Here is a 22,978-nt window from a genome sequence, read left to right as displayed (position 1 = left end):
CCACTGCGCGATTCTACCGACTACGTGACGTCCCCACCTTTACCGATGCCGCCGCTGGCGATCCGCGCTTACACCGCGACCACCGCGCTCGGCCGCGGCCTGGACGCCCAGGCGAGCGCCTTGCGCGAACGGCGCAGCGGCCTGCGGCGCAACGATCTCACCCCGCTCGCCGCCGGCGAGGCGCCGTTGGACTGCTGGATCGGCCGCGTCGCCGGTCTCGAGGACGCCGCCCTGCCGGCCGGACTGAGCCAGTGGGAATCCCGCAACAACCGCCTGGCCTGGTTGAGCCTGCAGCAAGACGGCGTGCGCGATGCGCTGGCCGCGGCGGTCGCACGCCATGGTGCCGAGCGGGTCGCGGTGATCGTCGGCACCTCGACCTCGAGCATCGGCGCGACCGAAGAGGCCTATAGCCGCCTGCGCAACGACGGCCGCGAATTTCCCGAGGATCTGGCCCGGCCGACCCTGCATACCCCGCACTCGCTCGGCGCCTTCGTCGCCGAGGCGACCGGCCTGCGCGGCCCCTGCGTGACCGTCGCCACCGCTTGTTCCTCAAGCGCCAAGGTCTTCGCCCAGGCCGCGCGCCTGATCGCCGCGGGGCTCGCCGACGCGGCCTTGGTCGGCGGCGTCGACACCCTGTGCGGCAGCGTCCTGTTCGGCTTCAACTCGCTGCAGTTGGTGTCCAACGCCCCCTGCCGCCCCTTCGATGCCGAGCGGATCGGGCTCTCGCTTGGCGAGGCCGGCGGTTATGCCGTGCTCGAACGCCTCGACGATGGCGAGCGCGCGGCGCTGGAACTGCGCGGCTACGGCGAATCCAGCGACGCCCACCACATGTCCTCGCCGCATCCCGATGGCCTGGGTGCGCGCCTGGCGATGCGCGATGCGATGACCCGCGCCGGCATCGACGCGGCCGAGGTCGGCTATCTGAACCTGCACGGCACCGCCACACCCGCCAACGACAAGATCGAGGCGCTGGCGATCGCCGCGCTGTTCCCCGACACCTTGCACGCCTCCTCGACCAAGGGCTGGACCGGGCATACGCTCGGCGCCGCCGGCATCGTCGAGTCGGCCTTCGCCCTGCTCGCACTCGAACGCGAGCATCTGCCGGGCACGCTCAACAGCGTCGTGCCCGATCCGGCCAACGGCCCGCAGATCCGCTTCGATTCGGCCGATACCCGGATCCGCTACGCCATGAACAACTCCTTCGGCTTCGGCGGCAACAATTGCTCGCTGGTGTTCGCGCGCCCATGACCGCCTCCGATCTCGATCCGCCGACCCGGCGCACGCCGGCGCTCAGCGCCGTCATCGAAAGCGTGGGCTATTGGAGCCGCGGCCTGCCTACGTGGGAGGCCGCTTGCGCCTTCGCCATGCATGGCGACCTCGTCGCCGACGCGCCTGCGCGGCCGTCGCCACAGTTGCTGGCGCCGAACGAACGCCGGCGCGCGCCGGAAACGGTCGCGGTCGCGCTCGAAGTCGCGCTCGCCGCCTGCCAGGCCGCGGGCCGCGATCCGGCCAGCCTGCCGTCGGTGTTCGCGTCCAACCATGGCGACATGGCGATCACCGACTACATGTGCGCGACCTTGGCGAGCGAGCCGCGCACGATCTCGCCGACCCGCTTCCACAATTCGGTGCACAACGCCGCCGCCGGTTACTGGACCATCGGCGCCGGCGCGATGCAGCCGGCGACCGCGCTGAGCGCGCTCGACGCCAGCTTCGCCCAGGGCCTGATCGAAGCGCTGGCCCAGATCGCCGCCGGCGACGAGGCGGTGCTGCTGGTCGGCTACGACGGCGCCGCGACCGGCCCGCTGCAGACCATGTGGGGCAGCGACGGCCTGCTCGGCGCGGCGCTGGTGCTCGCGCGTGCGCCGGCCGGTCGCCGCGCGACCGGCCCGCTGCTGCGCGCCTGGCTCAGCGACGAGCCACCGTCGCCGCTCGAGGGCAAGCTGTCTCGCCGCGAAGCCGGCAACGCCAGCGCCGCGATGCTGCCCTTGTTCGACGCCTTGGCCTCGGGCCATGATCGGCTCGCCTTACCGGCCGGTGGCGGCCGAACCCTGCGGGTGGAGCTCGCCCATGACTGAAAGACCCGTTTCGCCAGGACGCGACGGCCACACGCCAGGGACGGCGACATCGCACAGGACCCGTCCGGTGCGACTGGATCGCGATAACGTCGCGGTCGTCATTCCGGCGCTCAACGAAGCCTTGCGCATCCGCGGCGTGGTCGAAGGCGCGCTGGCCCAGTGCGCGCACGTGATCGTCATCGACGACGGCTCCGACGACGGCACCGCCGAACGCATCGCCGACCTGCCGGTGACCTTGCTGCGCCATGCGCAACGCCAGGGCAAGGGCGCCAGCCTGCGCGACGGCTTCGCCGAAGCCCTGCGCCGCGGCTTTCTCGCCGTGCTGACCATGGACGGCGACGGCCAGCACGCCGCCGAAGACATCCCGCGCCTGATCGACAGCGCCAACCGCCATCCCGGCCACATCGTGATCGGTGCGCGCCTGCGCAAACGCGCCTCGCAGCCGACCTATCGGCGCCTTGCGAACAACTTCGGCGACTGGGGCGTGGCCTGGGGCACCGGCTACCAGATCGCCGACAGCCAGAGCGGCCAGCGCCTGTACCCGGCCGCGGTGATCGCCCTGGGCGACGTGCCCGGCGAAGACTTCGTGTTCGAGGCGCAGATCCTGATGTCGGCGGCGCAGCAACTGGGCACGCGCTGCGTCTCGGTGCCGATCGAATCGCGCTATCAGAACGAGGACTCGCAGGAAGAATTCCGCGCCAGCCATTTCAAGCCTTTGCGCGATTTCACCCGCATCACCAGCCACATCGTCGGCCAATGCCTGCGCCGCGGCGGCATCCCCGCGGTCTATCGCAGCATCCGCGCCAACCCGCCGTTGATCGACGACCCGAGCGGCGAGTTTTCCGGCGAGGCCGCGCACAAGGCGCAGACCCACACGCGTTGATGTTGCGCTGATGCGGCATCACCTTCGCAGACACCGGGCGAAGCTTCGATGCCTCAGCCCCGACAATCCAGGGTAGGAGCGGCGCAAGCCGCGACCGCGTTCCGACAGATCACCGCGCTGGCGGGCTCACTGAGTAATCGAGCCGCGCCGCCTACCCGGACGTCATGCCCGCGAAGGCGGGCTCTGCTTTACCTCGGCGGAGCCCGCGAAGGCGAGGGTGACGATGTTCACAGTAGCGTTTCGCGCCTCAGTTGCGCGGCGGATTGACCGGCGGCGCCTGCGGACCCGGGTCATTCATCGGCGGCGGATCGAGCACGTAGATCGCCACGCCGCGCGCGAACTTCTGCCGCGGGCTGATGCTGACCCCGACGCCGCCACCGCTGTAGTGGCGCCCGCCGAAACTGCCGCCGCCGGCGCCGACACTGACGCCGCTGCCGCCGTAGCCGTCCTGGGTGCCCTGGAACAACACGCCGTTGGCGCCGAGCTTGGCCGCTTCGGCGCGCAGCTTGCCGACCACCGAATCCATCTTGTTCTGCTCGCCGTACGTGAACGCGCCGCTGTTGCTTTCGAGCAGGGCGATCTCTTCGTAGCGGCTCGGCGGCGGCGCGAAATACACCCGCACCTGCGACACCGGCACCGGCGGGCGCGGCCGCCCGGTGATCACGTGGGAACTGGCGCAGGCCGACAGGGCCAGCGCGAACAAAGCGATGAACAGGGTGCGCGACATCGGAGGTCTCCCGTACGGCCTTCGCGGCGGATCGGCTCATGCTACGCCCGCGGGCCCGGCATCGGGTGAGCGCCCGGTGAGCGGTCGCCGGCCGGCGACGACCGGGCGACGACGCTGCCGCGCCGTACTCGACCGCGCCGGAACGGGCCTAGCATCGGCGAGCGCACCGCCGCTCGAACCGCCGCCCGGATAAATCTTGTCCGCATCCGGACGCCTGTCACCCACGTTCCGCAGCGAGCGTGATCTGATGCGCGCGCGAGCCCGGGCGCCCCTCATCGGCCCAGCCATCGTCGACGGCCAGCCCCTTGCGCCAGCCGCCCCGAACATCGAGCGCCGTCCGCTTACCGACGGCATGCGGCGCCTTGGCCCGCACCCATCGATATCCCACGCGTCTCAATGGAGTGAACCATGCGTATCAGGAATGCATTGCTGCTGTCCCTGCTGGCCTGCGCGCCGGCCACCGCAGCGATCTACGCGCCGCCCCCGGCCTACTACCCGCTGTACCAGACCTACAACCCGACCATTACCGATTACTTCTACACGCTCAATTACTACGAGGCCTACGGCGCCGCGGGCTATCAGGGACCGAGCGTATTCACCTACGTCGAGAAGACCCCGCAGCCGTCCACCGTTGCGCTCAGGCGCTACTGGAAGGGATCGCCGCAGAACGACCACATCTATCTGACCGACCAGTTCCCGGAAGAGATCAGCTACGTCCTCAACAACGGCTTCGTCTACGAAGGCATCGAGGGCTATATCTACACCCAGCAGGTGCCCGGCTCGCTGCCGGTGCATCGGCTCAACTACAACTACGGCAACGGCGATCTGGTGCACAAGTACGTGACCAGCGAGGCCGAACGCCAGGCGCTGGTGCAGCAGGGCTGGGGCTACGATCGCGTGCAAGGTTACGTCCCGTCGCAGAGCGCGTTGTTGCAACCCAACGGCACCGTGCTCAGCGGCTATCCCGCCCTGCCCGGCGGCGCCGTCGTGGCGCGCCGCTGCGATCCGGTCAGCACACCGAACTTCTGTTCCAACCCGCAGCATCCGGACCGCGAACCGCACTACCGCAACAACTTCTATGGCTATCGCGGCGTATCCAGCACGGTCAAGCCGGCCGGCAGCAACGTGCAGAAGATCCAGTTCGACGTGTGGTCGCCGGACTTCTTCATCGGCTCCGACGAGCACATCGTGATCGGCGTGCACGGCGGCCTCACCGTCGGCACCGATCAGATCACTCTCGAAGGTCTCGGCATCACCCTGGGGCAGTCGCAGATGTGCGGCGACGGCGTGTCGCAGGTCGAAGGCTTCTGGCTCGCGCCGGGCACGCCCGCGGGCTACGGCGGTTTCCTGGCCTCGACCTGTCCGGCCCGCACGGCCGATCCGAACGGCAAGTACTTCGCGCCGATCCCGATGGAAAACCACCATCCGTATCGCGTGGTGATCAAGGTCTCCGACGCGGGCACGATCCAGTACTCGGTGCTCGACGGCTACACCCTGGCCTCGATCCAGGGCCAGACCTTCAACGCCGTCAACCAGTATCCCGGCGGCATCGGCGGCTTTCCGAACAAGACCGGTTACTACATCGCGCCGTCGACCACCTCCAACCGCGACTACACCTTGTACCTCAGCAACCTCAGCGTGAGCTGGCAGAACGGGTTCTGATCGCAGCGTTTCGATCGCAGCCCCGGTTCGGATCGCAAGCGGTCCGAACCACCGGCGCGCCTCAGCCCACGCCGCACGCTTCAGCCCATGCCGCCATTGATCCCGATCACCTGGCCGTTGATGTAGCCGGCCGCATCCGAACACAGGAACGCGACCAGTGCGGCGACTTCATCGGCGCGGCCGGCACGGCCGGCCGGGACCATCTGCTTGATCGCCTCCGCAGTGAAGGTGCCGTCGGCCATGCGCCCTTCGATGACGCCGGGCGCGACCACGTTGACGGTGATGCCGCGGCTGGCCATCTCGCGCGCCAGCGATTTGGAGGCGCCGTGCAACGCCGCCTTGGCCGCGGCGTAGTTGGTCTGGCCGCGGTTGCCGAGCACCGCCGCCACCGACGACACGTTGACGATGCGCCCCCAGCGCGTGCGCGCCATCGGCAACAACAGCGGTTGGGTGACGTGGAAGAAACCGTGCAGCGACACGTCGATCACCCGCTTCCACTGCGCCAGGCTCATGCCGGCCATCGGCGCGTCGTCGTGGATGCCGGCGTTGTTGATCACGCCCTGGATCGGCCCGGCTTCGAGCAGGCCTTCCAGCGCGGTGCGCGCCGCCTGGTCGTCGGCGACGTCGAAGGCGATCGCCGAGGCCTGGCCGCCGGCCGCCTCGATCTGCGCGACCACGGCCTGGGCGCGTTCGAGGTGCTGGTTGGCGTGCACGATCACCTGCCAACCGGCCGCCGCCAGTGCGAGACAGATCGCCTGGCCGAGGTCGCCGCTGCCGCCGGTGACGAGGGCGCGACGCGGCGAAGGGTGCGAGATGGACATGCGGACGACTCCGAGCGGCAAAGCCCGATTGTCCCCGCCCCGCCGCCGTGGCGAAAGCCACGCGGCGGAGCGGGGAGTCGCCGCTCCTGGCCAGCCGGTCTGTGGCACGGCTTCTGGCTCAGGTCGAAACGCGGAAACCGTCCGGGTACGGCGGATCGCCCTCGCGGCCGTGCAGGTTGTCGACCTGCACCAGGCTGTGCTCGATCGCCCGACCCTGCCCGTCGCAGCGCAGGCGTTGCTCGCCGCGCCAGACCGCCCAGGCGCGCTCGTCGCCGTCCTCGTCCTCGCCGTCGACGGCAACCACCCACCATTCCAGGGTGCGCTGCGCATCCGGCGCCAACCGCATCGTCGCTAGCGCGTCGAAGTCGAGTTCGATCCGGCCTTCGTCGGTGGCGGTGCCGAGCCACTGCGCGAAGATCGCCGAACGTCCGCCGGCAATGCGGAACATGTCCACCCAAGTATCGGCCGGCATGTCTTCGTCGTAGGGCCGGTCGCAACGTTCGAGCCAGTGCAGGCGCGCGCCTTCGCGGCGGCCGAGGACGATGCGCAGGCGCAAGCGATGGCCGATGCGGCCCTCGTCGACGGCGCGATGCAGGCCAAGGTCCTCGAAATGGAACTGCAGCGACATGCACGACGCTCCCGGGCGCGATGCGGCACGGCCGCCGCATCTGCACTAGGAAACGCCGGCGCCGGCGGGGTGTGAATGCAGACGGCGCGATGCGTCGCAGCGCGGGTTCAGTGGCTGGAATTCAGCGGAGCGGATTCAATGGCGCGGACTCAGTCCGGCCGCGCCATCACCGCGGCACGCCCCTGCGCGATCGGCACGCCGGCGTGGTGCAGCTCGAACTCGTACTGCCAGCTCTCGCCGGTGTCGATCAGCTTGTGCGCGCGGCCTTCGATCGCGCCGGGCAGGTCGTCGAAACGCGCCAGGTGCAACTGCACGCCGCGCAGCGCCACCAGCACGCCGGGCTTGGCCACGCCGCCGTCACGGCGCGCAAGCAAACCGCCGTGCACGGCCATGGTCTGCGCACCGTACTCGCACAGATGCACGGCGTGCAGGCGTCCGTCGCGACGCAGCGGATGGGCGGGATCGCGATGGCCGTTCGTGCGCAGCACGATGCGCTCCTCGTCCCACTCGACGACTTCTTGCCACAGGCACATCAGGCCCTGGTGCGGGATCAGCGCGGCGATGGCCTCACGCGTGCGCATCGCCGGCCTCCATCGCCGCCGGTTCGCGCACGATCAACAACGCCAACAGGAAATTGAAGACGACGCCGAGCGCGACCGTGCTGCCGATCGCGCGCAACACCGGAATCGACGACAGACCCAGCAGCGCGAACACCAGCAGCGTGGTCAGGCTGCACACGATCACCGCGTGCAGTGTGCGCAGTTGTTCGGCGCGGTCGTCGCCGGCATGGTCGAAGAACAGCGCGTAGTCCAGGCCCAGGCCGGCGGCGAGGATTAGCGAGACCAGATGGAACAGGTTGAGTTCGACCCCGAGGCCGCGCAGCACCGCCAGGATCAGCAGGCTGCTCAAGGCCATCGGCGCCAGCACGCGCAGCACCCGGCGCGGCGAACGCAGGGCCACCCACACCGCCGCCGCGAGCAACACGCCGGCCAGGCCCAGCGCCATCAGCACGCGGCCACGGTAATCGGCGACCAGCGATTCGGAAGCCTGCTTGAGATCGAGCAACTGGCCGCCATGACGACGCACCACGCTCGCGACTGCGGCCGGATCGTTGAGCCCGGTCAGCGACACCAGCGCGGTGGCGTGGTCGCCGCGTTGCAACAGCAGGCCCTCGACGCTGACCGCGAGCGGCGTGCCGGCGAGGTCGCGCGGGGTCAGCGGCGGTGCCTGCCGCGCGCGTTCGACGTCGGCGAGGAAATCGGCGAAGGCATCGCTGCGGAACGGCGTCGCCGCGACGGCGGTGTCGAGCGCCGTGCGCAGGCTCGCCGCATCGGGCAAGCGCTGCTGGCGTTCGCGCTGGGTCTTGGCGCTCGGCAGATAACGCGCGGCGAGGTCGTAGCCGGCGATCGCGCCGCGCCGGCGCAGCGCCGGCAGCTCGGTCAACAAGGCCTCCGAGGACTGCAAAGCGGCCTCGGCATCGCGGCCCTCGATGGCGATGACGTAGCGCACGTCGGGCGCGCCGAGTTCGTCGCGCAACTGCGCATCGCGGGCGAGCGCGGCCGGCGGCACCGGGGTCAGCTTGGCCAGGTCGTTCTGCCAGAACGCGCCGGGCACGAACAGGATCACCGCCAGCGCCAGCGCGGCGATCAGCGACACGCCGGCCACGCCGAGCCGCGGCCAGCGCGCCAGCCGCGTCCAAAGCCGCGCCAGCGCCGGCGATCCGGCGGCATCGCGCGGCGCCGGGTCGATCAGCGCCGGCAGCACGAAACGCGTGGCGAGCGCGGCGGTGGCGAGGCCGACGATGGTGAACACCGCGAGTTGCTGCAGGCCGTCGACGCCGGAGACGAAGAAGGTCAGGTAGGCGATGCAGGTCGAGGTCACGCCGGTGCCGAGCGTCGGCCACAGGCTGCGCGCGCTCGCCCACGGCGACAGGCCAGGACGTTGGTGACTGAACAAATGGATCGGATAGTCCTGGACCACGCCGATCAGGGTGAAACCGAAGGCGACGGTGATGCCGTGCACGCCGTCGAAGAGTGCGGCGACTGCGCCGAGCCCGGCCAGGCCCGCGGTCGCCAGCGGCAGGCCGCCGAGCAGCGGCGCCTTCCAACTGCGGTAGGCCAGCCACAGCAGCAGCACGAACACCAGGCTGTCGATGGTGCCGATCAGGCTCGCTTCGCGTTGGGTGCGGCCACCGATTTCGACCGAGAACGCGCCCGGGCCGCTGATCGTCAGCCGCGCCGGGCTGGTGCCGCGCGCTTGCGCGAACGCGGCGTGGATCGCATCGAGCGCGCCTTGCTGGCCGGTCGGGTCGAAGCCGGCCGCGCGCGTCTCGATCGCCAGCAAGGCCTGCTTGCCGGCACGGTCGAACCACACGCCGTGCTCGGTCTGCGGCGCCTGCGCCGGTTGCCAGGCTTCGGCCAGGCGCAGCATCTCCAAGGTGGGATCGCTCGGCAGCAGCGGCTCGATCAGCTCGCCGGCCGGCGAGCCGAGGTCCTGCACGCGGCTGTCGAGTTGCTCGCGCAGATAAGCGCTGTCGAGCGGCTGTTCGTCGAAGCTCGGCGTCAGTAGATAGCGGTACGGACGCAGGCGTTCCGGCACCGCCTCCAACCCCTGCCCGGCGCCGTTGGCGACCAGCTTGAACTGCGGCTGCGCGGCTAGGCGTTCGCGCATCGCCGCCGATTGCGCGGCGAGGGTCGCCGGCTCGTCGCCTTCGATCGCCAACAACAACAGGCGCGAGCCCGGGCCTTCGCCGAGTTCGTCGATCAGCAGTTTCTGCGCCGGCGTCTGCGCGCTCGGCATGAAGCGGCGCAGATCGCCGCTGAGCTGCAGGCGGCTGCCGATCGCCCAGCCGGCGACCGCGAGCAGGGCCAGCCACAGCAGGGCGAGGGCGAGACGGCGCGCGGGCGTCATCAACGCGCCGCGCCGTGGCCGCGGCACAGCGCTGCCAGCTGGCTCGCGTCGGCGACGCCGGCGGCGGCGCGCGCGGCGCTGGCCAACAAGGTGCGCTGTTGCTCGTTGCCGCGCGCCGGCCGGGTCTCGATGCAACGCAGCTCATCGTCGCGGCCGAGCAGGACGATCTCGCGCACGCGTGCAGCCAGGTTGGCGTCCTTCGGGACCAGGCTGATGGTCCACTGCCGGCGCGTGCCCTCGGCGAGCAGGCGGTAATGCTGTTCGAGCAAGCCGCGGTCGCCGCCGAGCAAGGCGCCGAAGCTGGCCTGCAGGGCGACCAGCTCGGGCGCGCGCGCCAGCGAGAAACGCCTGGGCGGCTTGCCGGGACGGACGATGGCGACCTCGCCCTGGCCGGGCTTGGCGCCGGTGCGGATGGTGGTGGTCTCGGCGTACGGCGCGCGCACCTCGCGCACCAGGGTGGTCGCGTCGGGACGACGGTACTCGCCGGACAGGCGCAACGGCGCCTTGAGCAGGGCCGAGCCGCGCACTTCGACGAAGTCGGTGCGGGCCGGGACCGGCTGCGCCAGGCGCGGCAGGATCCAGTCGGGATCGGCCGCGACCGCGGCTTCGGCAGCCGACGCCCCGGCCGGCACGCCCTGGGCGGCGGCCTCAGTAACCGGAGCGGCGCGCAGCGACCCGGCGCCGAGCATCAGCGCCAGGGTCCACGTGCAAGGCTTGATCAGCGTCATCGGCATGCCAGAAATCGTAGAAGTTGAACCAGTTGTAGGGGGCGCTGCGGGCTTGGGCCTGCAGGCGCTCGGCGTAACGCTGGACTAGTGCGGCGAGGATCGCCGGCCGGTTATGCCGCTCGATCGCCACACCGTCGCTGAACGTCTCGAACATCAGGTCGTAGCGCGCACCGCCACGGTACAGGCCGAAGGCCAGCACCACCGGCACTTTCAGCGCCGCCGCGATCAGCCACGGCGCGCTCGGGAACTCGGCCGGCGCGCCGAGGAAGGAGGCGGTGGTATGCGGCTCGTGCGGCGCGGCGCGGTCGACCAGCAAGGCGACGATCGCGCCTTCGTCGGTGGCCTGCTTGATCGCGAACACGATCGAGGGACCGTCCTGGCCGGCGTCGATGACGGTGCGCGCGATCTGCGGATCCAGCGCGTCGAGCATCTCGGTCAGGGCCGGGTTGTGGCCGCGGTCGAACACCACCCGCAGCTTCAGGCCGGGCCGACTGCGCGACAGCACCCGCAAGGCCTCGAAACTGCCCAGGTGCGAGCCGAACAGCAGCAGGCCTTGGCCGCGGTCGAGATAGGGTTCGAGTTTGTCCAGCCCGTTCACGCGCACGTCGAACGGCGCCATGCGCCCGCTGAGCATGTACAGGCGGTCGAGGATGGTCGCGGCGAAGGTGTGGATGTGGCGGGCGATGTCGAGCAAGCGCGGCGGACGGTCGAGCACCCGCGTCAGATAGTCGCGCGAGGCGCGCCGCTCCGGGCCGCGCACGATCAGGAAGTAGGCGACGATCGGATACAGGGTCAGGCGCGCGATCGAGCGCCCGCCGCGACGGGCGATGAAGCCGATCAGGCGGTAGGCGAGGCGGCCGCCGCCTTCGGGGCGTTGCTTCCAGTGCTCGCCGCTCATGCCGAAGCCTCGGTGACGGGCAGATCGGCGACGACTTCGCCGCTGGCGAGCAGGTCGTCGCCGCGGCGCACGAGAAAGCGCCAACGCGCCGCGCCCAGCGCGTCCAGTTCGACCTGCGCCGATTGCTCCGGCAACAAGGGCTGCAAGAACTTCACCTGCGGCAGACGCAAGCCGTTCAGCGGCCCGTGCGCGGCTTCGACCGCGGCGATCACCTGCTCCAGCAGGACCACGCCGGGCACCAGCGGGCGCCCCGGAAAATGGCCGGGCAGGCAGGGATGATCGGACGGGATCGAGAACGGCATGCGGGCGGGCGGCGGGGGTCGGCGGCTGCGGTGAGGGTCACAGGATAAAGCACGCGCATTCAGCGGGGCGTCGAAATGCGACGGCGGCCCTTGAATTACCGGAATTCGCAGTGTGCGGCGGTGCCCAAACGCGACGCCTGCGCGATAACGGCCACGGCGGCGCGGCCGGCGGCCTCAGGAGAACAGCTCGCGCCAGAAGCCCGGCCCGAGCTTGGCCATGCGGTGCATGAAGTCGAAGAAGCCGCTCTCCGGGCGCACCGGGAAACGGCGCTGCCGCACCAGGTATTCGCCGGCGAACATGCCGCCGACGATGCCGTAGTTGATCAGGTTGGCGAACCAGGACCATTGCTCCTGGCTGATCGCGACCGGCGGCACCTGGCCCAGGCGCGCCAGCACGCCGTCGGGCACGGCGATCATCGCCAGGGCGCCGTTGACCAGCGCCAGCACCGCCAGCACCACCGCCCACAGCGCGGTCAGGCGGCGGGTATAGCGATACAGCTCGGGCGACAAGGCCGACACCGGGCCTTCGTGCAGGGCCGCGACGATGCGCGTGATCAGGGCCTCGCGCGGCGCGCGCAGGCTGCGCCCGAACCACCACGCCAGCCAGCCGTTGAACAGCATCGGCGGCGCCAGCAACAGCATCTGCGCGTAGGGGGTGAAAGCCGACGCGGCCAGGGCCGCGAGCAGGACCACGGTCGCCGCCCAGGCACGCCAGCGCAGGCCCAGCAGGCCGTCGATGGTCACGAACACGACCAGGTCGGCCAGGGCCAGCGCCGCCAGCGCGCCGCCGCCGTCGTGGCTGGCCCAATGCGCCAGCACCGGGTAGGCGATCGCCAGCAACAGGCGCGCGAGGGCGCTGGACGAAGGAGGGTTCACGTCGGCTCCGGGAACGGGCGCATGCACTGGCGGTTCGACGCCGCGCCGGCCGCCGGCGTTCAGGCGGCCCGCTGCTGCTCGATATGCGCCGACAGCGCGCGCAGCGAAGCGAAGATGCGGCGGTTCTCGTCGCTGTCGGAGCGCAGCTGGAAGCCGTAGCGCTTGGTGATCGCCAGGGCGAGTTCCAGTGCGTCGATCGAGTCCAGACCGAGGCCTTCGTTGAACAGCGCCGCTTCCGGATCGATCTGCTCCGGTGCCACGTCTTCCAGGTTCAGGCTCTCGACCAGCAGCTGCGCCAGTTCGCGTTCGGCGGGGCTTTGTTCAGACATCGGGCGATCCGGTCACGGTGGGACAAGGGGCGCAACGATCCGCCATCGGCGCCGCAGGCGCAACCGCCGGGCGCGGCGAGCCCCCGGTTCGGCCCCGCCCGGCAGCCGCTTCGGCCTGCGGCGGACCTGCGTTATCAGGCACTTGAGGCATTGCGCCGAAGCGGCGCGACGACGCCGGCGCCCCGCCGCCGCTGCGCAGCGGGCCGAGGCGGCAGGCTATCATTTGCGCATGAATCCGCCCGACTCCGCGCCCGACGCGGCCGTACCGACGGCCACCGCTGCTTCCAGCACGGCCAGCCCCTCCCACGCCGCGCAGACCATCGACACCGATGTCCTGGTGATCGGCGGCGGCCCGGCCGGCACCACCGCGGCGACCCTGCTCGCCCGCAAGGGCTGGAAGGTGTTGCTGCTGGAAAAAGGCAGCCACCCGCGCTTCCACATCGGCGAGTCGCTGCTGCCGATGAACCTGGCCATCCTCGAGCGCCTGGGCGTGCTCGAACAGGTGCGCGCGATCGGCATCCACAAGCCCGGCGCCGAGTTCCCGATCGACGCCGAGCGCTACAACACCTTCCGCTTCGAGCGCGCGCTCAACCCGGTCTACGGCTACGCCTTCCAGGTCAAGCGCGAGGAATTCGACGAACTGCTGTTCCGCCACGCCCAGGCCAACGGCGTCGACGCCCGCGAACGGGTCAAGGTCGAGAAGATCGAGTTCGGCGCCGACGGCCGCCCGGCGATGGTTCACGCCCGCGGCGACGACGGCAGCGAGCTGCGGGTGCGCCCGCGCTACCTCGTCGACGGCAGCGGCCGCGACACCTTCCTCGGCGGCCAGCTCAAGCTCAAGCAGAAGAATCAGCTGCACCAGTCGGCGGCGATCTTCAGCCACTTCACCGGCGTGCAGCGCCGCGACGGCGAGGACGCCGGCAACATCACCGTGCAGCGTTTCGCCCACGGCTGGATGTGGCTGATCCCGCTGCAGCGCGACGTCATGAGCGTCGGCGCGGTGTGTTTCCCCGAATACCTCAAGCAGCGCCGCGGCGACAGCGAAGGCTTCCTGATGCAGACGCTGGAGTCCGAACCGTCGGTGTGGCGGCGCATGCAGGGCGCACAGCGCTGCGGCGACGTCCATGTGACCGGCAACTATTCCTACACCTGCTCGCGCATGACCGGCCCGGGCTGGGTCATGGTCGGCGACGCCTACGCCTTCGTCGATCCGGTGTTCTCCTCCGGCGTCTACCTCGGCATGAACAGCGGCGAACAGGCCGCCTCGGTGGTCGACGGCGCCCTGCGCGAGCCGGCGCGCGAGACCGAACTGCAGGCGGCCATGGTCAAGCGCCTCAAGCGCGGCCTGCGCCATTTCCAGTGGTTCATCTATCGCTTCACCACACCGGTGATGCGCCAGTTGTTCAACGCCCCGCGTAACTATTGGCAGATCGAGCAGGCGGTGATCTCGATGCTCGCCGGCGACGTGTTCGACAACCGCGACGTGTTGCGCCGCCTGCGCGTGTTCCGCTTCGTCTATGCGATGACGGCGCTGCGCATGGCGCCGCAGGCGCTGCGCGGCTGGTGGCGGCGCAAGCGCCAGGTCGGCGTCGATTTCCGCGGCGATACCCTGCAACGGGGCAATCCGTGAGCGCGGCCGAGGCCATGTTGGCGATGCCGCCGCAACTGCAGGTCGACTACGTCGCGGCCACGCCGGCCGAACTGCTCGCCCACGACGACACCCTGGCGGTGTTCGGCTTCGGCGCGCAGGCGCCGCAGCACGACGACCCGCGTTATCTGCGCGTGGCCCTGGAGCCGTTCGGCGACCGGCGCCTGGAGCGCTGGCGCGGCCGCGGCCCGGTGATCAAGGGCCGCGACGGCGACCTGGCCTGGTCGGAAGACGGCGCGCTGCAGTTCGGCGTGATCGAATTCGACGAGCCCGAACCACTGCCGGGCGAAGCCACCAACGGCGAGATCGCGCGCGCCGCCGAATACCTGTACCGCAAGTTGCTCGCCTTCACGCAAGCGCGCGGCTATCCGCATTTGTTGCGGATCTGGAACTACCTCGACGGCATCACCCTCGGCCACGGCGACGAAGAGCGCTACCGCGTGTTCTGCGTCGGCCGCGCCAAGGGCCTGGGCGATTTCGACATCGCGCGCCTGCCGGCGGCGACCGCGATCGGCCGCGTCGACGGCGCGCGCCGCTTGCAGGTGTATTGGCTGGCCTCGCGCACGCCCGGCACGCCGCTGGAAAACCCGCGCCAGGTCAGCGCCTATCGCTACCCGCGCCAGTACGGCCCACAGCCGCCGAGCTTCGCCCGCGCCATGCTGCCGCCGCAGCCGGCGGCGATGCCGCTGCTGTTGTCGGGCACCGCGGCGGTGGTCGGCCACGAGTCCAGGCATGCCGATTCGGTGCTGGCCCAGCTCGACGAAACCCTGGCCAACTTCGACAGCCTGCTCGGCGTCGCCCGCCAGCGCCAGCCGCAGCTGTCGAGCGCGTTCGGCGGCGGCTCCTGCCTGAAGGTGTACGTGCGCGACGTCGAAGAGATCGATAACGTCGCCGCCGCGCTCGACCGCCGCTTCGGCGATCGGGTGCCGCGCATCCTGTTGCACGCGGCGATCTGCCGCTACGAACTGCGCGTGGAGATCGACGGCTCGCACGGCTGAAGCCTCGCCGTGCAAGCGCCGCCGGGCTCGTTCGCGGCCGGCCACCTCGATGCAGCGGCGCCTCAGGGCGCCGTTTGCGCCTGAATTCGCGCCGCCACCCATCGGTACCGGCCACCTGTGGCACTTGAAATCGCCCCGCCAGACGCTACGTTGCGCATGTGGCCAAACGGGCCGACTGCGGAGTACGACACGATGGGATTGATCAGCCTGCTCTGGGGCATCGTCGCGCTGCTGTGGATGATCCTCGCCCTGATCCCGCTGCTGGGCTGGGGCAACTGGTTCCTGATCCCGTTCGCCGCGGTCGGCGCGATCATCGCCGCGATCGGAGTGCTATTCACCAGCTCGGAAAAGAACGGCCGCGCCAAGACCGGCCTGCTGCTCAACGCCATCGTGATCGTGGTCGGCGTGGTCCGCCTGGGCATCGGCGGCGGCATCGTCTGAGCGCGACCGCCTGAGCGGAGGCTTCATTCGAGTGCGATCGCCTGAGACGCGACCGCACCGCTCAGCACGACACGGCAATGCAGCGGCGCGATCGTCGCGCCCGCTCCTGCGCTATCGATGCTCCGGGCCGAAACCTCGGCCCGGAAGGTTCGCAGGCGCGAAACCCGGGCTCAGGCCTGGTCGAGCGCGGTTTTCGGACGCGCGGCGAGCAAGGCCCGCGTATGCGCGTGTTGCGGTGCGCGCAGCACCTGCGCGGTCGGCCCGGTCTCGACGATGCGGCCGGCTTCGAGCACGGCGATGCGTTCGGCCACCGCCGCCGCGGCGGCGAGGTCGTGAGTCACGAACAACAAGGCCAGGCCGCGTTCGCGCTTGAGCCGCGCGAGCAGAGCCAAAATCGCCGCGCGGTGATGCGCGTCCAGGGCCGACACCGCTTCGTCGCAGACCAACAGCTCGGGATCGGTCGCCAGTGCGCGCGCGATCGCGATGCGTTGGCGCTGGCCGCCGGAGAACTGGTGCGGATAGCGATCGAGCATGGCCTCGTCCAGCCCGACCGCCTGCATCAATGCGGCGGCCTGACGGCGACGCGCGGCGGCATCGCCGCGAGCGTGGATGCGCAAGGGTTCGGCCACGATCTCGCCGATGCGCAGGCGCGGATCGAGCGAGGCATAGGGGTCCTGGAACACCACCCCGGTGCGCGCGCGCAGGCGGCGCAAGGCGCGCGCGTCGAGACCGCCGAGATCGGTGCCGTCGATCGACACCCGGCCCTGCGCGCCGCGCAGCAGGCGCAGCAACACGCGGCCGAGCGTGCTCTTGCCGCTGCCGCTCTCGCCGACCAGGGCCAGGCCCTCGCCGCGGCGCAGCTCGATGTCGACACCGTCGAGCGCGCTGTGCGCGGCGCGCGGATAGCGCATGCGCAGGCCTTCGCCGCGCAGCAACACCGGCTCCTCCGACGCACGCTCCGGCAAAGCCTCGATGCGGTCGGCGGCGAGCAGCTCGCGGGTGTAGGCCTGGGTCGGCGCGGCGAACACCGCGGCGGTGTCGCCGCGTTCGACTACCGCACCGCGCTGCAGTACCAGCAATTGCTGCGCGTAGGCGCCGACCAGCGGCAAGTCGTGACTGATCAGCAACAACGCCAGGCGATCCTCGCGGCGCAGGCGGTCGAGCAGGTCGAGGATGTCGCGGGCGATGCGCGCATCCAGGGCCGAGGTCGGTTCGTCGGCGATCAACACCCGCGGCTGGGTCGCCAAGGCCAAAGCGATGGCGATGCGCTGGCGCTGGCCGCCGGAAAACTGGTGCGGATAACGCCGCAGCGCGTTCGCCGGGTCCGGCAATTGCACGCGCTCGAACAAGGCCAGCGCACGTTCGCGCGCGGCCGCGGCCGGCAAGCCGCAGACCGCGCGCAGGGTTTCGTCGAGTTGCGCGCCGACCCGGCGCAGCGGATGCAGGGCCGCAAGCGGGTCCTGCGGCACCCAGGCCAGGCTGCGGCCGCGCAGGCGCGCGTGCGCGGCGCCGCCGAGGGCGATGCTTTCGCCGTCGACCTGCAAGCGCCCTTCGCCGCGCAGCTCCGGCGGCAACAGGCCGAGCAGTGCGAGCGCGGTCAGGCTCTTGCCGCTGCCGCTTTCGCCGACCACGCCGAGGCATTCGCCGGCGTGCAGTTGCAGATCGAGCGGCCCGAGCAAGCCGCGCGCGCGCGTCGCCACCGTCAGCGCCTGCAAACGCAACAACGCGCTCATGCGGCCGCCGCCCCGACCTTGGCGTCGCCGTCGCGGGCATCGCCGCGCACGTCGAGCCAATCGCGCAGGCCGTCGCCGAGAAACTGGAACGCCGCCAGGGTTGCGACCAGAAACCCGGCCGGGAACAACAAGGTCCACGGCGCGCTGTCGAGCTCCTGCACGCCTTCGGCGAGCAGGCCGCCCCAACTCGACGAGGGCTCGTCGATCGACAGGCCGAGGAAGCCGAGAAAGCTTTCGACCAGGATCGCCTGCGGCAAAATCAAACCGAGATACACGAACGCCAGCGGCAACAGATTCGGCAGCACGTGCCAGCGCAGGCGCTGGCCGAAACTCGCCCCGGCCGCCTGCGCGGCGAGCACGAACGGCGCCTCGCGCAGGCGCGCGGCCTCGGCGCGCATCACCCGCGCCAGGTCGATCCAGACATACCCGCCGATCGCCGCGAGCAGCAGCAACAGCGAGCGCTCGAACAAGGTCAGCAACAAGATCACCACCAACAGGAACGGCAGCGCCGAGAACACATCGAGCACCCGCAGCATCGCGCGCTCGACGCGGCCGCCGGCGAGCCCGGCGATGGCGCCGTAGCCCAGGCCGATGACCAGGGCGACCACGCTGGCGAGCAAGCCGATGCCGAGCGAGAGCCGTCCGCCGACGAGCGTGCGCGCGAACACGTCGCGGCCGATCGCGTCGGTGCCGAACCAGTGCCCGGCCGTGCCCGGCCGCACCGACAGCGCGCCCCAGTCGGGCAGGATCGGCCCATAGCGACCCAGCGCCGGCGCGAGCCAGCAGGCGGCGGCGAGCGCAGCGAGCACCAGCAAGCAGGTGCGGGCGAGTGGCGGAAGCGAGGCGAGAGAACGCATGGGCGCTCATCCTAACGGCTTCGTCGGCGAACCGGTCCGGCAGAGCGGCGGTGTATCCGCGCCTTACTTCCTATCGACCTACTCCATTCCCCACTTTGAAAAAGGGGGTTAAGGGGGATTTGCCTTTGGCCTTGCTCCCGCTTCGACCGGATCACCGCGACCTGCCCGCAAATCCCCCAGCGCAGCCGCAACCTAGTTTCGCCATGCAACGCAGGCGCCAGCCCCCTTTTGCAAAGGGGGCGAATCATCTGCGCGCCCCAGATCGGCCGCGCCCCTCGGATCGTCCGTATCCGGCCGAAGCATTCCCCCTTTTGGAAAAGGGGGGGGAGGGGGATTTGCCTTTAGCTTTTGCATCGAACCCCCATCGCGACCTGCCCCCACATAGCCCCAGGTCATAAGCAGATGAAGCAATACCTTTTCCCCTGAGCCATCGGTCGCGGCCACATTCCCTACATGGTGAATGGGAAATGCTGACGATGAAGGCCAAGTACGCACTGCGCGCGATGTGCGCGCTGGCGCGTGCCGACGGCGGCCGGCTCCGGGGCGGACGGCTGCAGGCGCGCACGATCGCCGAACACAGCCGCGCACCGGGCAAGTTCCTCGAGACCATCCTGGTCGATCTGCGCCAGGCCGGTTTCATCGACAGCCGGCGCGGCCAGAAGGGCGGCCACGCCCTGGCCCGCCCGGCCGACCAGATCATGATCGGCGACCTGATCCGCGCCATCGACGGGCCGTTGGCGCCGGTGCGTTGCGCCAGCGTCAGCGCCTACCAGCCCTGCGCCGACTGCCCCGACCCCGACGCCTGCAGCCTGCGTTCGCTGATGCGCGAGGCGCGCGACGCGATCTCCGACGTGCTCGACCGGCGCAGCCTGCACGAGCTGGCCCTGGCGCCCGGTTCGAACCTGGCCGCGCTGGCCGGAGACGGCCCGTGAGCCGGCATGTGCCGGGCGAGCGCGGCGCCGGCCGCCGCGTCCGCACGTCGGCCGAACCGCGCCGGCACGATCAGCGCCAGCCCGAACGCGCCGCCGCGCGCCGGGCCGATGCCGATGCCGACCGGCCAGCGCCGACCGTCGAACCCGAGATCAACATCGTCAACCTCAGCGACAGCGAGTACCAGTTGCTGACCGCGGTGCGCGAACTCGGCCAGGGCCAGATCGAAGTCGTCGTGCACAGCTCGCGCATCGTCCAGATCACCCGCAGCCAACGCCTGCCGGTGGCGCCGACACGGGCGCCGCGTCCGTGAGCCGCACGCGCTGTCGACGCCGGTAATCCATCCCCGCCGCCGTCGCCGCGGCCGCTCGACCTCCACCCACCCGCTATCGGCCCGATCGATGGGCCCGCCGACTGTCCTAACACCGCTGAAGGAGCACTACATGCAAACCCGGGTTCGACTTGCGAACGCAACGCCTACCGCGACCCCTTGGCTGTGGGGCGCGCTGGCGTGTGCGCTCGCCTTGCCGGCCCAGGCGCAAACCGCTCCGCCCACGGTCGAAGAGCTGGCCCAGCGTCTGCGCGAGATCGAACGACGCCTGGGCGGCGGCGAGGCCGTCGCCGGCGCCGCCGCCGACAGCGGCAACCTGAGCGATCTCGATCAACGCCTGCGGGTCATCGAACGCCGCCTGGAACTGCAAGCCGAGGAAAGCGCGGCCAAGGCCGCGAGCACGCCGACGGTGACGCTCAGCGCGAGCAAGGGGCTGGCGGTGAAATCGCCGCCGCCGGGCGACGTCGAACTGAAATTCAAGGCGCTGGTCCAGGCCGATGGCCGCTTCTTCATCGGCGACGACACGGTGCCGCAGAACGACACGTTTCTGTTCCGCCGGATCATGCCGACCATCGAAGGCAGTTGGGGTTCGCTGGTCGGCTTCCGCCTGACCCCGGAGTTCGCCGGCGACAGCGCGACCATCGCCGATGCTTACCTGGATCTGAAGTTCGACCCGCGCGCGACCGTGCGCATCGGCAAGTTCAAGAGCCCGGTCGGGCTGGAGCGCCTGCAGTCCAGCGGTTCGACCGCATTGATCGAACTCGGCCTGGCCTCGGAACTCACGCCCAACCGCGACCTCGGCGTGCAGTTGCAAGGCGAGTTCGCGCAGTCGACGGTGTCGTACGCGCTCGGCGTCTACAACGGCGCGGTCGACGGCCGCGACAGCCCGACGGTGAACCCCGACAACGACTTCGAACTCGCCGGACGCCTGTTCTTCGAGCCGTGGAAGAACGACAGCAACGCACTCTCCGGCCTGGGCTTCGGCCTGTCCGGCAGCCGCGGCGACAAGCAGGGCAGCGGCAATAACTTCCTGCCGCGCTACCGCACCCCGGGGCAGACGCAGTTCTTCAACTACCGCGGCACCGCGCTGGCCGACGGCGCGCACACGCGTTGGTCGCCGCAGGCCTGGTACTACCGCAACGCCTTCAGCGTGCTCGGCGAGTACGTCAGTTCGAGTCAGGAAGTGCGCATCGGTGCGTTCGCCGACGAACTCGACCATCGCGCCTGGCAAGTCACCACCGGCTACGTGCTGACCGGCGAGGACGCCGGCTACAAGGGCGTGGCCCGGCCTAACCATCCGTTTACGGTCGGTGGTGCAGGCTGGGGCGCGTTCGAACTGGTCGCACGCTACGGGCGCCTGGAGATCGACGACGCCGCTTTCCCGCGCTTCGCCGATCGCAACGCCGTCGCCGCCGCGGCACGTTCGTGGGGCCTGGGCCTGAATTGGTACCTGACCGGCAACCTCAAGCTGGTCGCCAACTACACCCAGACCGAATTCGACGGCGGGGCCGCCGCCGGCCGCGATCGCGAAGACGAAAAGGCCTTCTTCACCCGCGCCCAACTCGCCTTCTGACGCTGGCGCCGCAGGATCCCGCTTTCGAACTCCCACACCCAGTCAGCCCCAGTTCGCCCCACGCACAGGACTTACCGATGAAAACCACCCTCCGCCTGATGTTGCTCGGCCTGGCCCTCTCCACCGCCTGCGCATCGGCCAAAGACGTCGAATTGCTCAACGTGTCCTACGACCCCACCCGCGAGTTCTACGCCGAGGTCAACCAGGTCTTCGCCGCGCAATGGAAACAGCAGACCGGCGAGACCCTCAACCTGCGCGCCTCGCACGGCGGCTCGGGCAAGCAGGCGCGCTCGGTCGTCGATGGCCTCGAAGCCGACGTGGTGACCCTGGCGCTGGCCGGCGACATCGACACCATCGCCAACGCCAAGCAGTTGCCGGCCAACTGGCAGACGCGTCTGCCGCACCAGAGCTCGCCTTACACCTCGACCATCGTGTTCCTGGTGCGCAAGGGCAACCCGAAGCGCATCAAGGACTGGGGCGACCTGACCCAGGCCGGCCTCGGCGTGATCACCCCGAACCCGAAGACCTCCGGCGGTGCGCGCTGGAATTACCTGGCCGCCTGGGCCTGGGCCTCGACCAAATATCGCGATGGCGACAAAGTCGTCGACTACCTCACCCAGTTGTTCAAGAACGTACCCGTGCTCGACACCGGTGCGCGCGGCTCGACCACGACCTTCGTCGATCGCGGCATCGGCGACGTATTGCTGGCCTGGGAGAACGAGGCCTTGTTGACGTTGGAGCAGCCGGCCAACCGCGGCAAGTACGAGATCGTCGTGCCGAGCCTGAGCATCAAGGCCGAACCGCCGGTGGCCTGGGTCGACAAGAACGTCGACAAGCACGGCACCCGCAAGCAGGCCGAAGCCTATCTGCGCTTCCTGTACACCCCCGAAGGCCAACGCCTGGCCGCCAAGCACGGCTACCGCCCGGCCGAGCCGGACAAGGTGCCGGTCGCCGAGCTCGCCAAGTTCCCTGCGGTCAAGCAGGTCACCATCGACGGCGCGTTCGGCGGTTGGAAGAAAGCCCAGGCCGCGCATTTCTCCGACGGCGGCTTCTTCGACAAGATCTATCTGCCGAAGTAAACCGTACCGACGGGACATGGCTTGCCCTCGCAAAGGGCAGGCGGCCGGCCTCGCGCATCGCGACGCCGGCACGAGCCGCGACACCGAACGGTGCCGCGGCTCTTTCATTTGTGCGATCCATGAACGCACTGGACCGGCTGCGCGGCAGCTCGTCGACTGACGTCGCGCTTGTATCCGAGACTGCGGCAGTGCACGCATCGTTCGCGTGTCCGCGATCACGAGAGCAGCGATCGCGTACCAATGCGAGACCGACCCTAGCCTCGCGTGGCCGGCTCTGAAGCAGCGTTTCTGCGACTGCCGACGCGATGCGCCGGGCACTTCCGTGTCGGATTCGAAGCATGGAGTCCCGCGGCCATCACAGTTATCCGTTTACGCGCGGATAGGGACATGGACGCGTCAACGACGCGTTGCATACTCGCGGCGCATCGCAACGAGCCTGTGCGGCCGGTCGCGTTATGGCAAGTCGCGCCGTCATCGTTTCGTCATCGACGCTGCGCATGCGACGAGCAGGGGCGTCCGCATCGCGGCTTGCGATACCTGCCGCGGTTC

23 protein-coding genes are annotated in these 22,978 nt (G+C 70.1%); 11 read left to right on the top strand and 12 right to left on the bottom strand.

Features of this window, described 5'->3' with window-relative positions; all coding sequences use genetic code 11:
- Nucleotides 1–45 precede the first annotated feature (45 nt).
- From ACKN61_RS01285 to ACKN61_RS01275, 3 genes are all read left to right on the top strand, one after another.
- Nucleotides 46–1,248, top strand: coding sequence for a beta-ketoacyl-[acyl-carrier-protein] synthase family protein (locus ACKN61_RS01285; protein ID WP_408953742.1), 1,203 nt, complete (start codon nucleotides 46–48; stop codon nucleotides 1,246–1,248).
- On the top strand, nucleotides 1,245–2,075 hold the full coding sequence (locus tag ACKN61_RS01280) for a beta-ketoacyl synthase chain length factor (RefSeq protein ID WP_408951946.1): 831 nt from the start codon (nucleotides 1,245–1,247) through the stop codon (nucleotides 2,073–2,075). Before ACKN61_RS01285 ends, ACKN61_RS01280 begins: the two co-directional genes overlap by 4 nt.
- A 67-nt stretch (nucleotides 2,076–2,142) precedes the next feature.
- Complete coding sequence (locus ACKN61_RS01275; RefSeq protein ID WP_408951945.1) at nucleotides 2,143–2,958, top strand: glycosyltransferase family 2 protein; 816 nt, start codon at nucleotides 2,143–2,145, stop codon at nucleotides 2,956–2,958.
- Between the two features lie 247 nt (nucleotides 2,959–3,205).
- On the opposite strand, the gene ACKN61_RS01270 is transcribed toward ACKN61_RS01275, so the two are convergent.
- Nucleotides 3,206–3,685: a hypothetical protein gene (locus ACKN61_RS01270; protein ID WP_408951944.1), complete on the bottom strand. Its 480-nt coding sequence runs from the start codon at nucleotides 3,683–3,685 to the stop codon at nucleotides 3,206–3,208.
- 408 nt (nucleotides 3,686–4,093) lie between these two features.
- Here ACKN61_RS01270 and ACKN61_RS01265 point away from each other — a divergent pair, with 408 nt between their 5' ends.
- Entirely contained in the window at nucleotides 4,094–5,347 is a 1,254-nt protein-coding gene (locus ACKN61_RS01265) for a hypothetical protein (RefSeq protein ID WP_408951943.1), read from the top strand.
- An 80-nt stretch (nucleotides 5,348–5,427) separates the two neighbouring features.
- Here ACKN61_RS01265 and fabG read toward each other — a convergent pair whose 3' ends face one another.
- The 9 genes from fabG to ACKN61_RS01220 form a co-directional block, all read right to left on the bottom strand.
- The gene (gene fabG / locus ACKN61_RS01260; protein WP_408951942.1) at nucleotides 5,428–6,168 is read right to left on the bottom strand and encodes a 3-oxoacyl-ACP reductase FabG; all 741 of its coding nucleotides are present in this window, start codon (nucleotides 6,166–6,168) and stop codon (nucleotides 5,428–5,430) included.
- 118 nt (nucleotides 6,169–6,286) lie between these two features.
- Nucleotides 6,287–6,796: a hypothetical protein gene (locus ACKN61_RS01255; RefSeq protein ID WP_408951941.1), complete on the bottom strand. Its 510-nt coding sequence runs from the start codon at nucleotides 6,794–6,796 to the stop codon at nucleotides 6,287–6,289.
- Between the two features lie 149 nt (nucleotides 6,797–6,945).
- Nucleotides 6,946–7,377: a phosphotransferase gene (locus ACKN61_RS01250; protein WP_408951940.1), complete on the bottom strand. Its 432-nt coding sequence runs from the start codon at nucleotides 7,375–7,377 to the stop codon at nucleotides 6,946–6,948.
- The gene (locus tag ACKN61_RS01245) at nucleotides 7,364–9,706 is read right to left on the bottom strand and encodes an MMPL family transporter (protein WP_408951939.1); all 2,343 of its coding nucleotides are present in this window, start codon (nucleotides 9,704–9,706) and stop codon (nucleotides 7,364–7,366) included. The genes ACKN61_RS01250 and ACKN61_RS01245 overlap by 14 nt, the downstream gene beginning before the upstream one ends.
- On the bottom strand, nucleotides 9,706–10,440 hold the full coding sequence (locus tag ACKN61_RS01240) for a LolA-related protein (RefSeq protein WP_408951938.1): 735 nt from the start codon (nucleotides 10,438–10,440) through the stop codon (nucleotides 9,706–9,708). The genes ACKN61_RS01245 and ACKN61_RS01240 overlap by 1 nt, the downstream gene beginning before the upstream one ends.
- Nucleotides 10,355–11,332, bottom strand: coding sequence for an acyltransferase (locus tag ACKN61_RS01235; RefSeq protein ID WP_408951937.1), 978 nt, complete (start codon nucleotides 11,330–11,332; stop codon nucleotides 10,355–10,357). The genes ACKN61_RS01240 and ACKN61_RS01235 overlap by 86 nt, the downstream gene beginning before the upstream one ends.
- Entirely contained in the window at nucleotides 11,329–11,634 is a 306-nt protein-coding gene (locus ACKN61_RS01230; RefSeq protein ID WP_408951936.1) for a hypothetical protein, read from the bottom strand. Before ACKN61_RS01230 ends, ACKN61_RS01235 begins: the two co-directional genes overlap by 4 nt.
- Nucleotides 11,635–11,808: 174 nt before the next feature.
- Nucleotides 11,809–12,510 (bottom strand): ketosynthase, encoded by a 702-nt coding sequence (locus ACKN61_RS01225; RefSeq protein ID WP_408951935.1) that lies wholly within the window; start codon nucleotides 12,508–12,510, stop codon nucleotides 11,809–11,811.
- 59 nt (nucleotides 12,511–12,569) lie between these two features.
- On the bottom strand, nucleotides 12,570–12,839 hold the full coding sequence (locus ACKN61_RS01220) for a phosphopantetheine-binding protein (RefSeq protein WP_031371265.1): 270 nt from the start codon (nucleotides 12,837–12,839) through the stop codon (nucleotides 12,570–12,572).
- Nucleotides 12,840–13,068: 229 nt separating this feature from the next.
- Here ACKN61_RS01220 and ACKN61_RS01215 point away from each other — a divergent pair, with 229 nt between their 5' ends.
- The 3 genes from ACKN61_RS01215 to ACKN61_RS01205 all read left to right on the top strand — a co-directional run bounded on the left by ACKN61_RS01215 (nucleotide 13,069) and on the right by ACKN61_RS01205 (nucleotide 15,926).
- Nucleotides 13,069–14,469, top strand: a complete 1,401-nt coding sequence (locus ACKN61_RS01215) for an NAD(P)/FAD-dependent oxidoreductase (RefSeq protein ID WP_408951934.1) — start codon at nucleotides 13,069–13,071, stop codon at nucleotides 14,467–14,469.
- A 14-nt stretch (nucleotides 14,470–14,483) separates the two neighbouring features.
- Nucleotides 14,484–15,485: a pteridine-dependent deoxygenase gene (locus tag ACKN61_RS01210; protein WP_408953741.1), complete on the top strand. Its 1,002-nt coding sequence runs from the start codon at nucleotides 14,484–14,486 to the stop codon at nucleotides 15,483–15,485.
- Between the two features lie 192 nt (nucleotides 15,486–15,677).
- On the top strand, nucleotides 15,678–15,926 hold the full coding sequence (locus ACKN61_RS01205) for a hypothetical protein (RefSeq protein ID WP_031371268.1): 249 nt from the start codon (nucleotides 15,678–15,680) through the stop codon (nucleotides 15,924–15,926).
- A 170-nt stretch (nucleotides 15,927–16,096) separates the two neighbouring features.
- On the opposite strand, the gene ACKN61_RS01200 is transcribed toward ACKN61_RS01205, so the two are convergent.
- The gene (locus ACKN61_RS01200; RefSeq protein WP_408951933.1) at nucleotides 16,097–17,659 is read right to left on the bottom strand and encodes a dipeptide ABC transporter ATP-binding protein; all 1,563 of its coding nucleotides are present in this window, start codon (nucleotides 17,657–17,659) and stop codon (nucleotides 16,097–16,099) included.
- On the bottom strand, nucleotides 17,656–18,516 hold the full coding sequence (locus ACKN61_RS01195; RefSeq protein WP_408951932.1) for an ABC transporter permease: 861 nt from the start codon (nucleotides 18,514–18,516) through the stop codon (nucleotides 17,656–17,658). Before ACKN61_RS01195 ends, ACKN61_RS01200 begins: the two co-directional genes overlap by 4 nt.
- A 467-nt stretch (nucleotides 18,517–18,983) precedes the next feature.
- Here ACKN61_RS01195 and ACKN61_RS01190 point away from each other — a divergent pair, with 467 nt between their 5' ends.
- The 4 genes from ACKN61_RS01190 to ACKN61_RS01175 all read left to right on the top strand — a co-directional run bounded on the left by ACKN61_RS01190 (nucleotide 18,984) and on the right by ACKN61_RS01175 (nucleotide 22,429).
- Complete coding sequence (locus tag ACKN61_RS01190; protein ID WP_408951931.1) at nucleotides 18,984–19,448, top strand: RrF2 family transcriptional regulator; 465 nt, start codon at nucleotides 18,984–18,986, stop codon at nucleotides 19,446–19,448.
- Nucleotides 19,445–19,759 carry a hypothetical protein gene (locus ACKN61_RS01185; protein ID WP_408951930.1) on the top strand — a complete coding sequence of 105 codons (315 nt, stop codon included), beginning with the start codon at nucleotides 19,445–19,447 and terminating at the stop codon, nucleotides 19,757–19,759. Before ACKN61_RS01190 ends, ACKN61_RS01185 begins: the two co-directional genes overlap by 4 nt.
- Nucleotides 19,760–19,889: 130 nt before the next feature.
- Nucleotides 19,890–21,350, top strand: a complete 1,461-nt coding sequence (locus ACKN61_RS01180) for an OprO/OprP family phosphate-selective porin (RefSeq protein WP_408951929.1) — start codon at nucleotides 19,890–19,892, stop codon at nucleotides 21,348–21,350.
- A 77-nt stretch (nucleotides 21,351–21,427) separates the two neighbouring features.
- The gene (locus ACKN61_RS01175) at nucleotides 21,428–22,429 is read left to right on the top strand and encodes a sulfate ABC transporter substrate-binding protein (RefSeq protein WP_408951928.1); all 1,002 of its coding nucleotides are present in this window, start codon (nucleotides 21,428–21,430) and stop codon (nucleotides 22,427–22,429) included.
- Nucleotides 22,430–22,978 lie beyond the last annotated feature (549 nt).

Origin of the sequence: Lysobacter sp. Hz25, assembly GCF_046097045.1 — a bacterium.
GTDB lineage: Bacteria > Pseudomonadota > Gammaproteobacteria > Xanthomonadales > Xanthomonadaceae > Lysobacter > Lysobacter antibioticus_B.
Note: the sequence above shows the minus strand (reverse complement) of the source record. Positions and strands in the feature narration are given on the sequence as shown.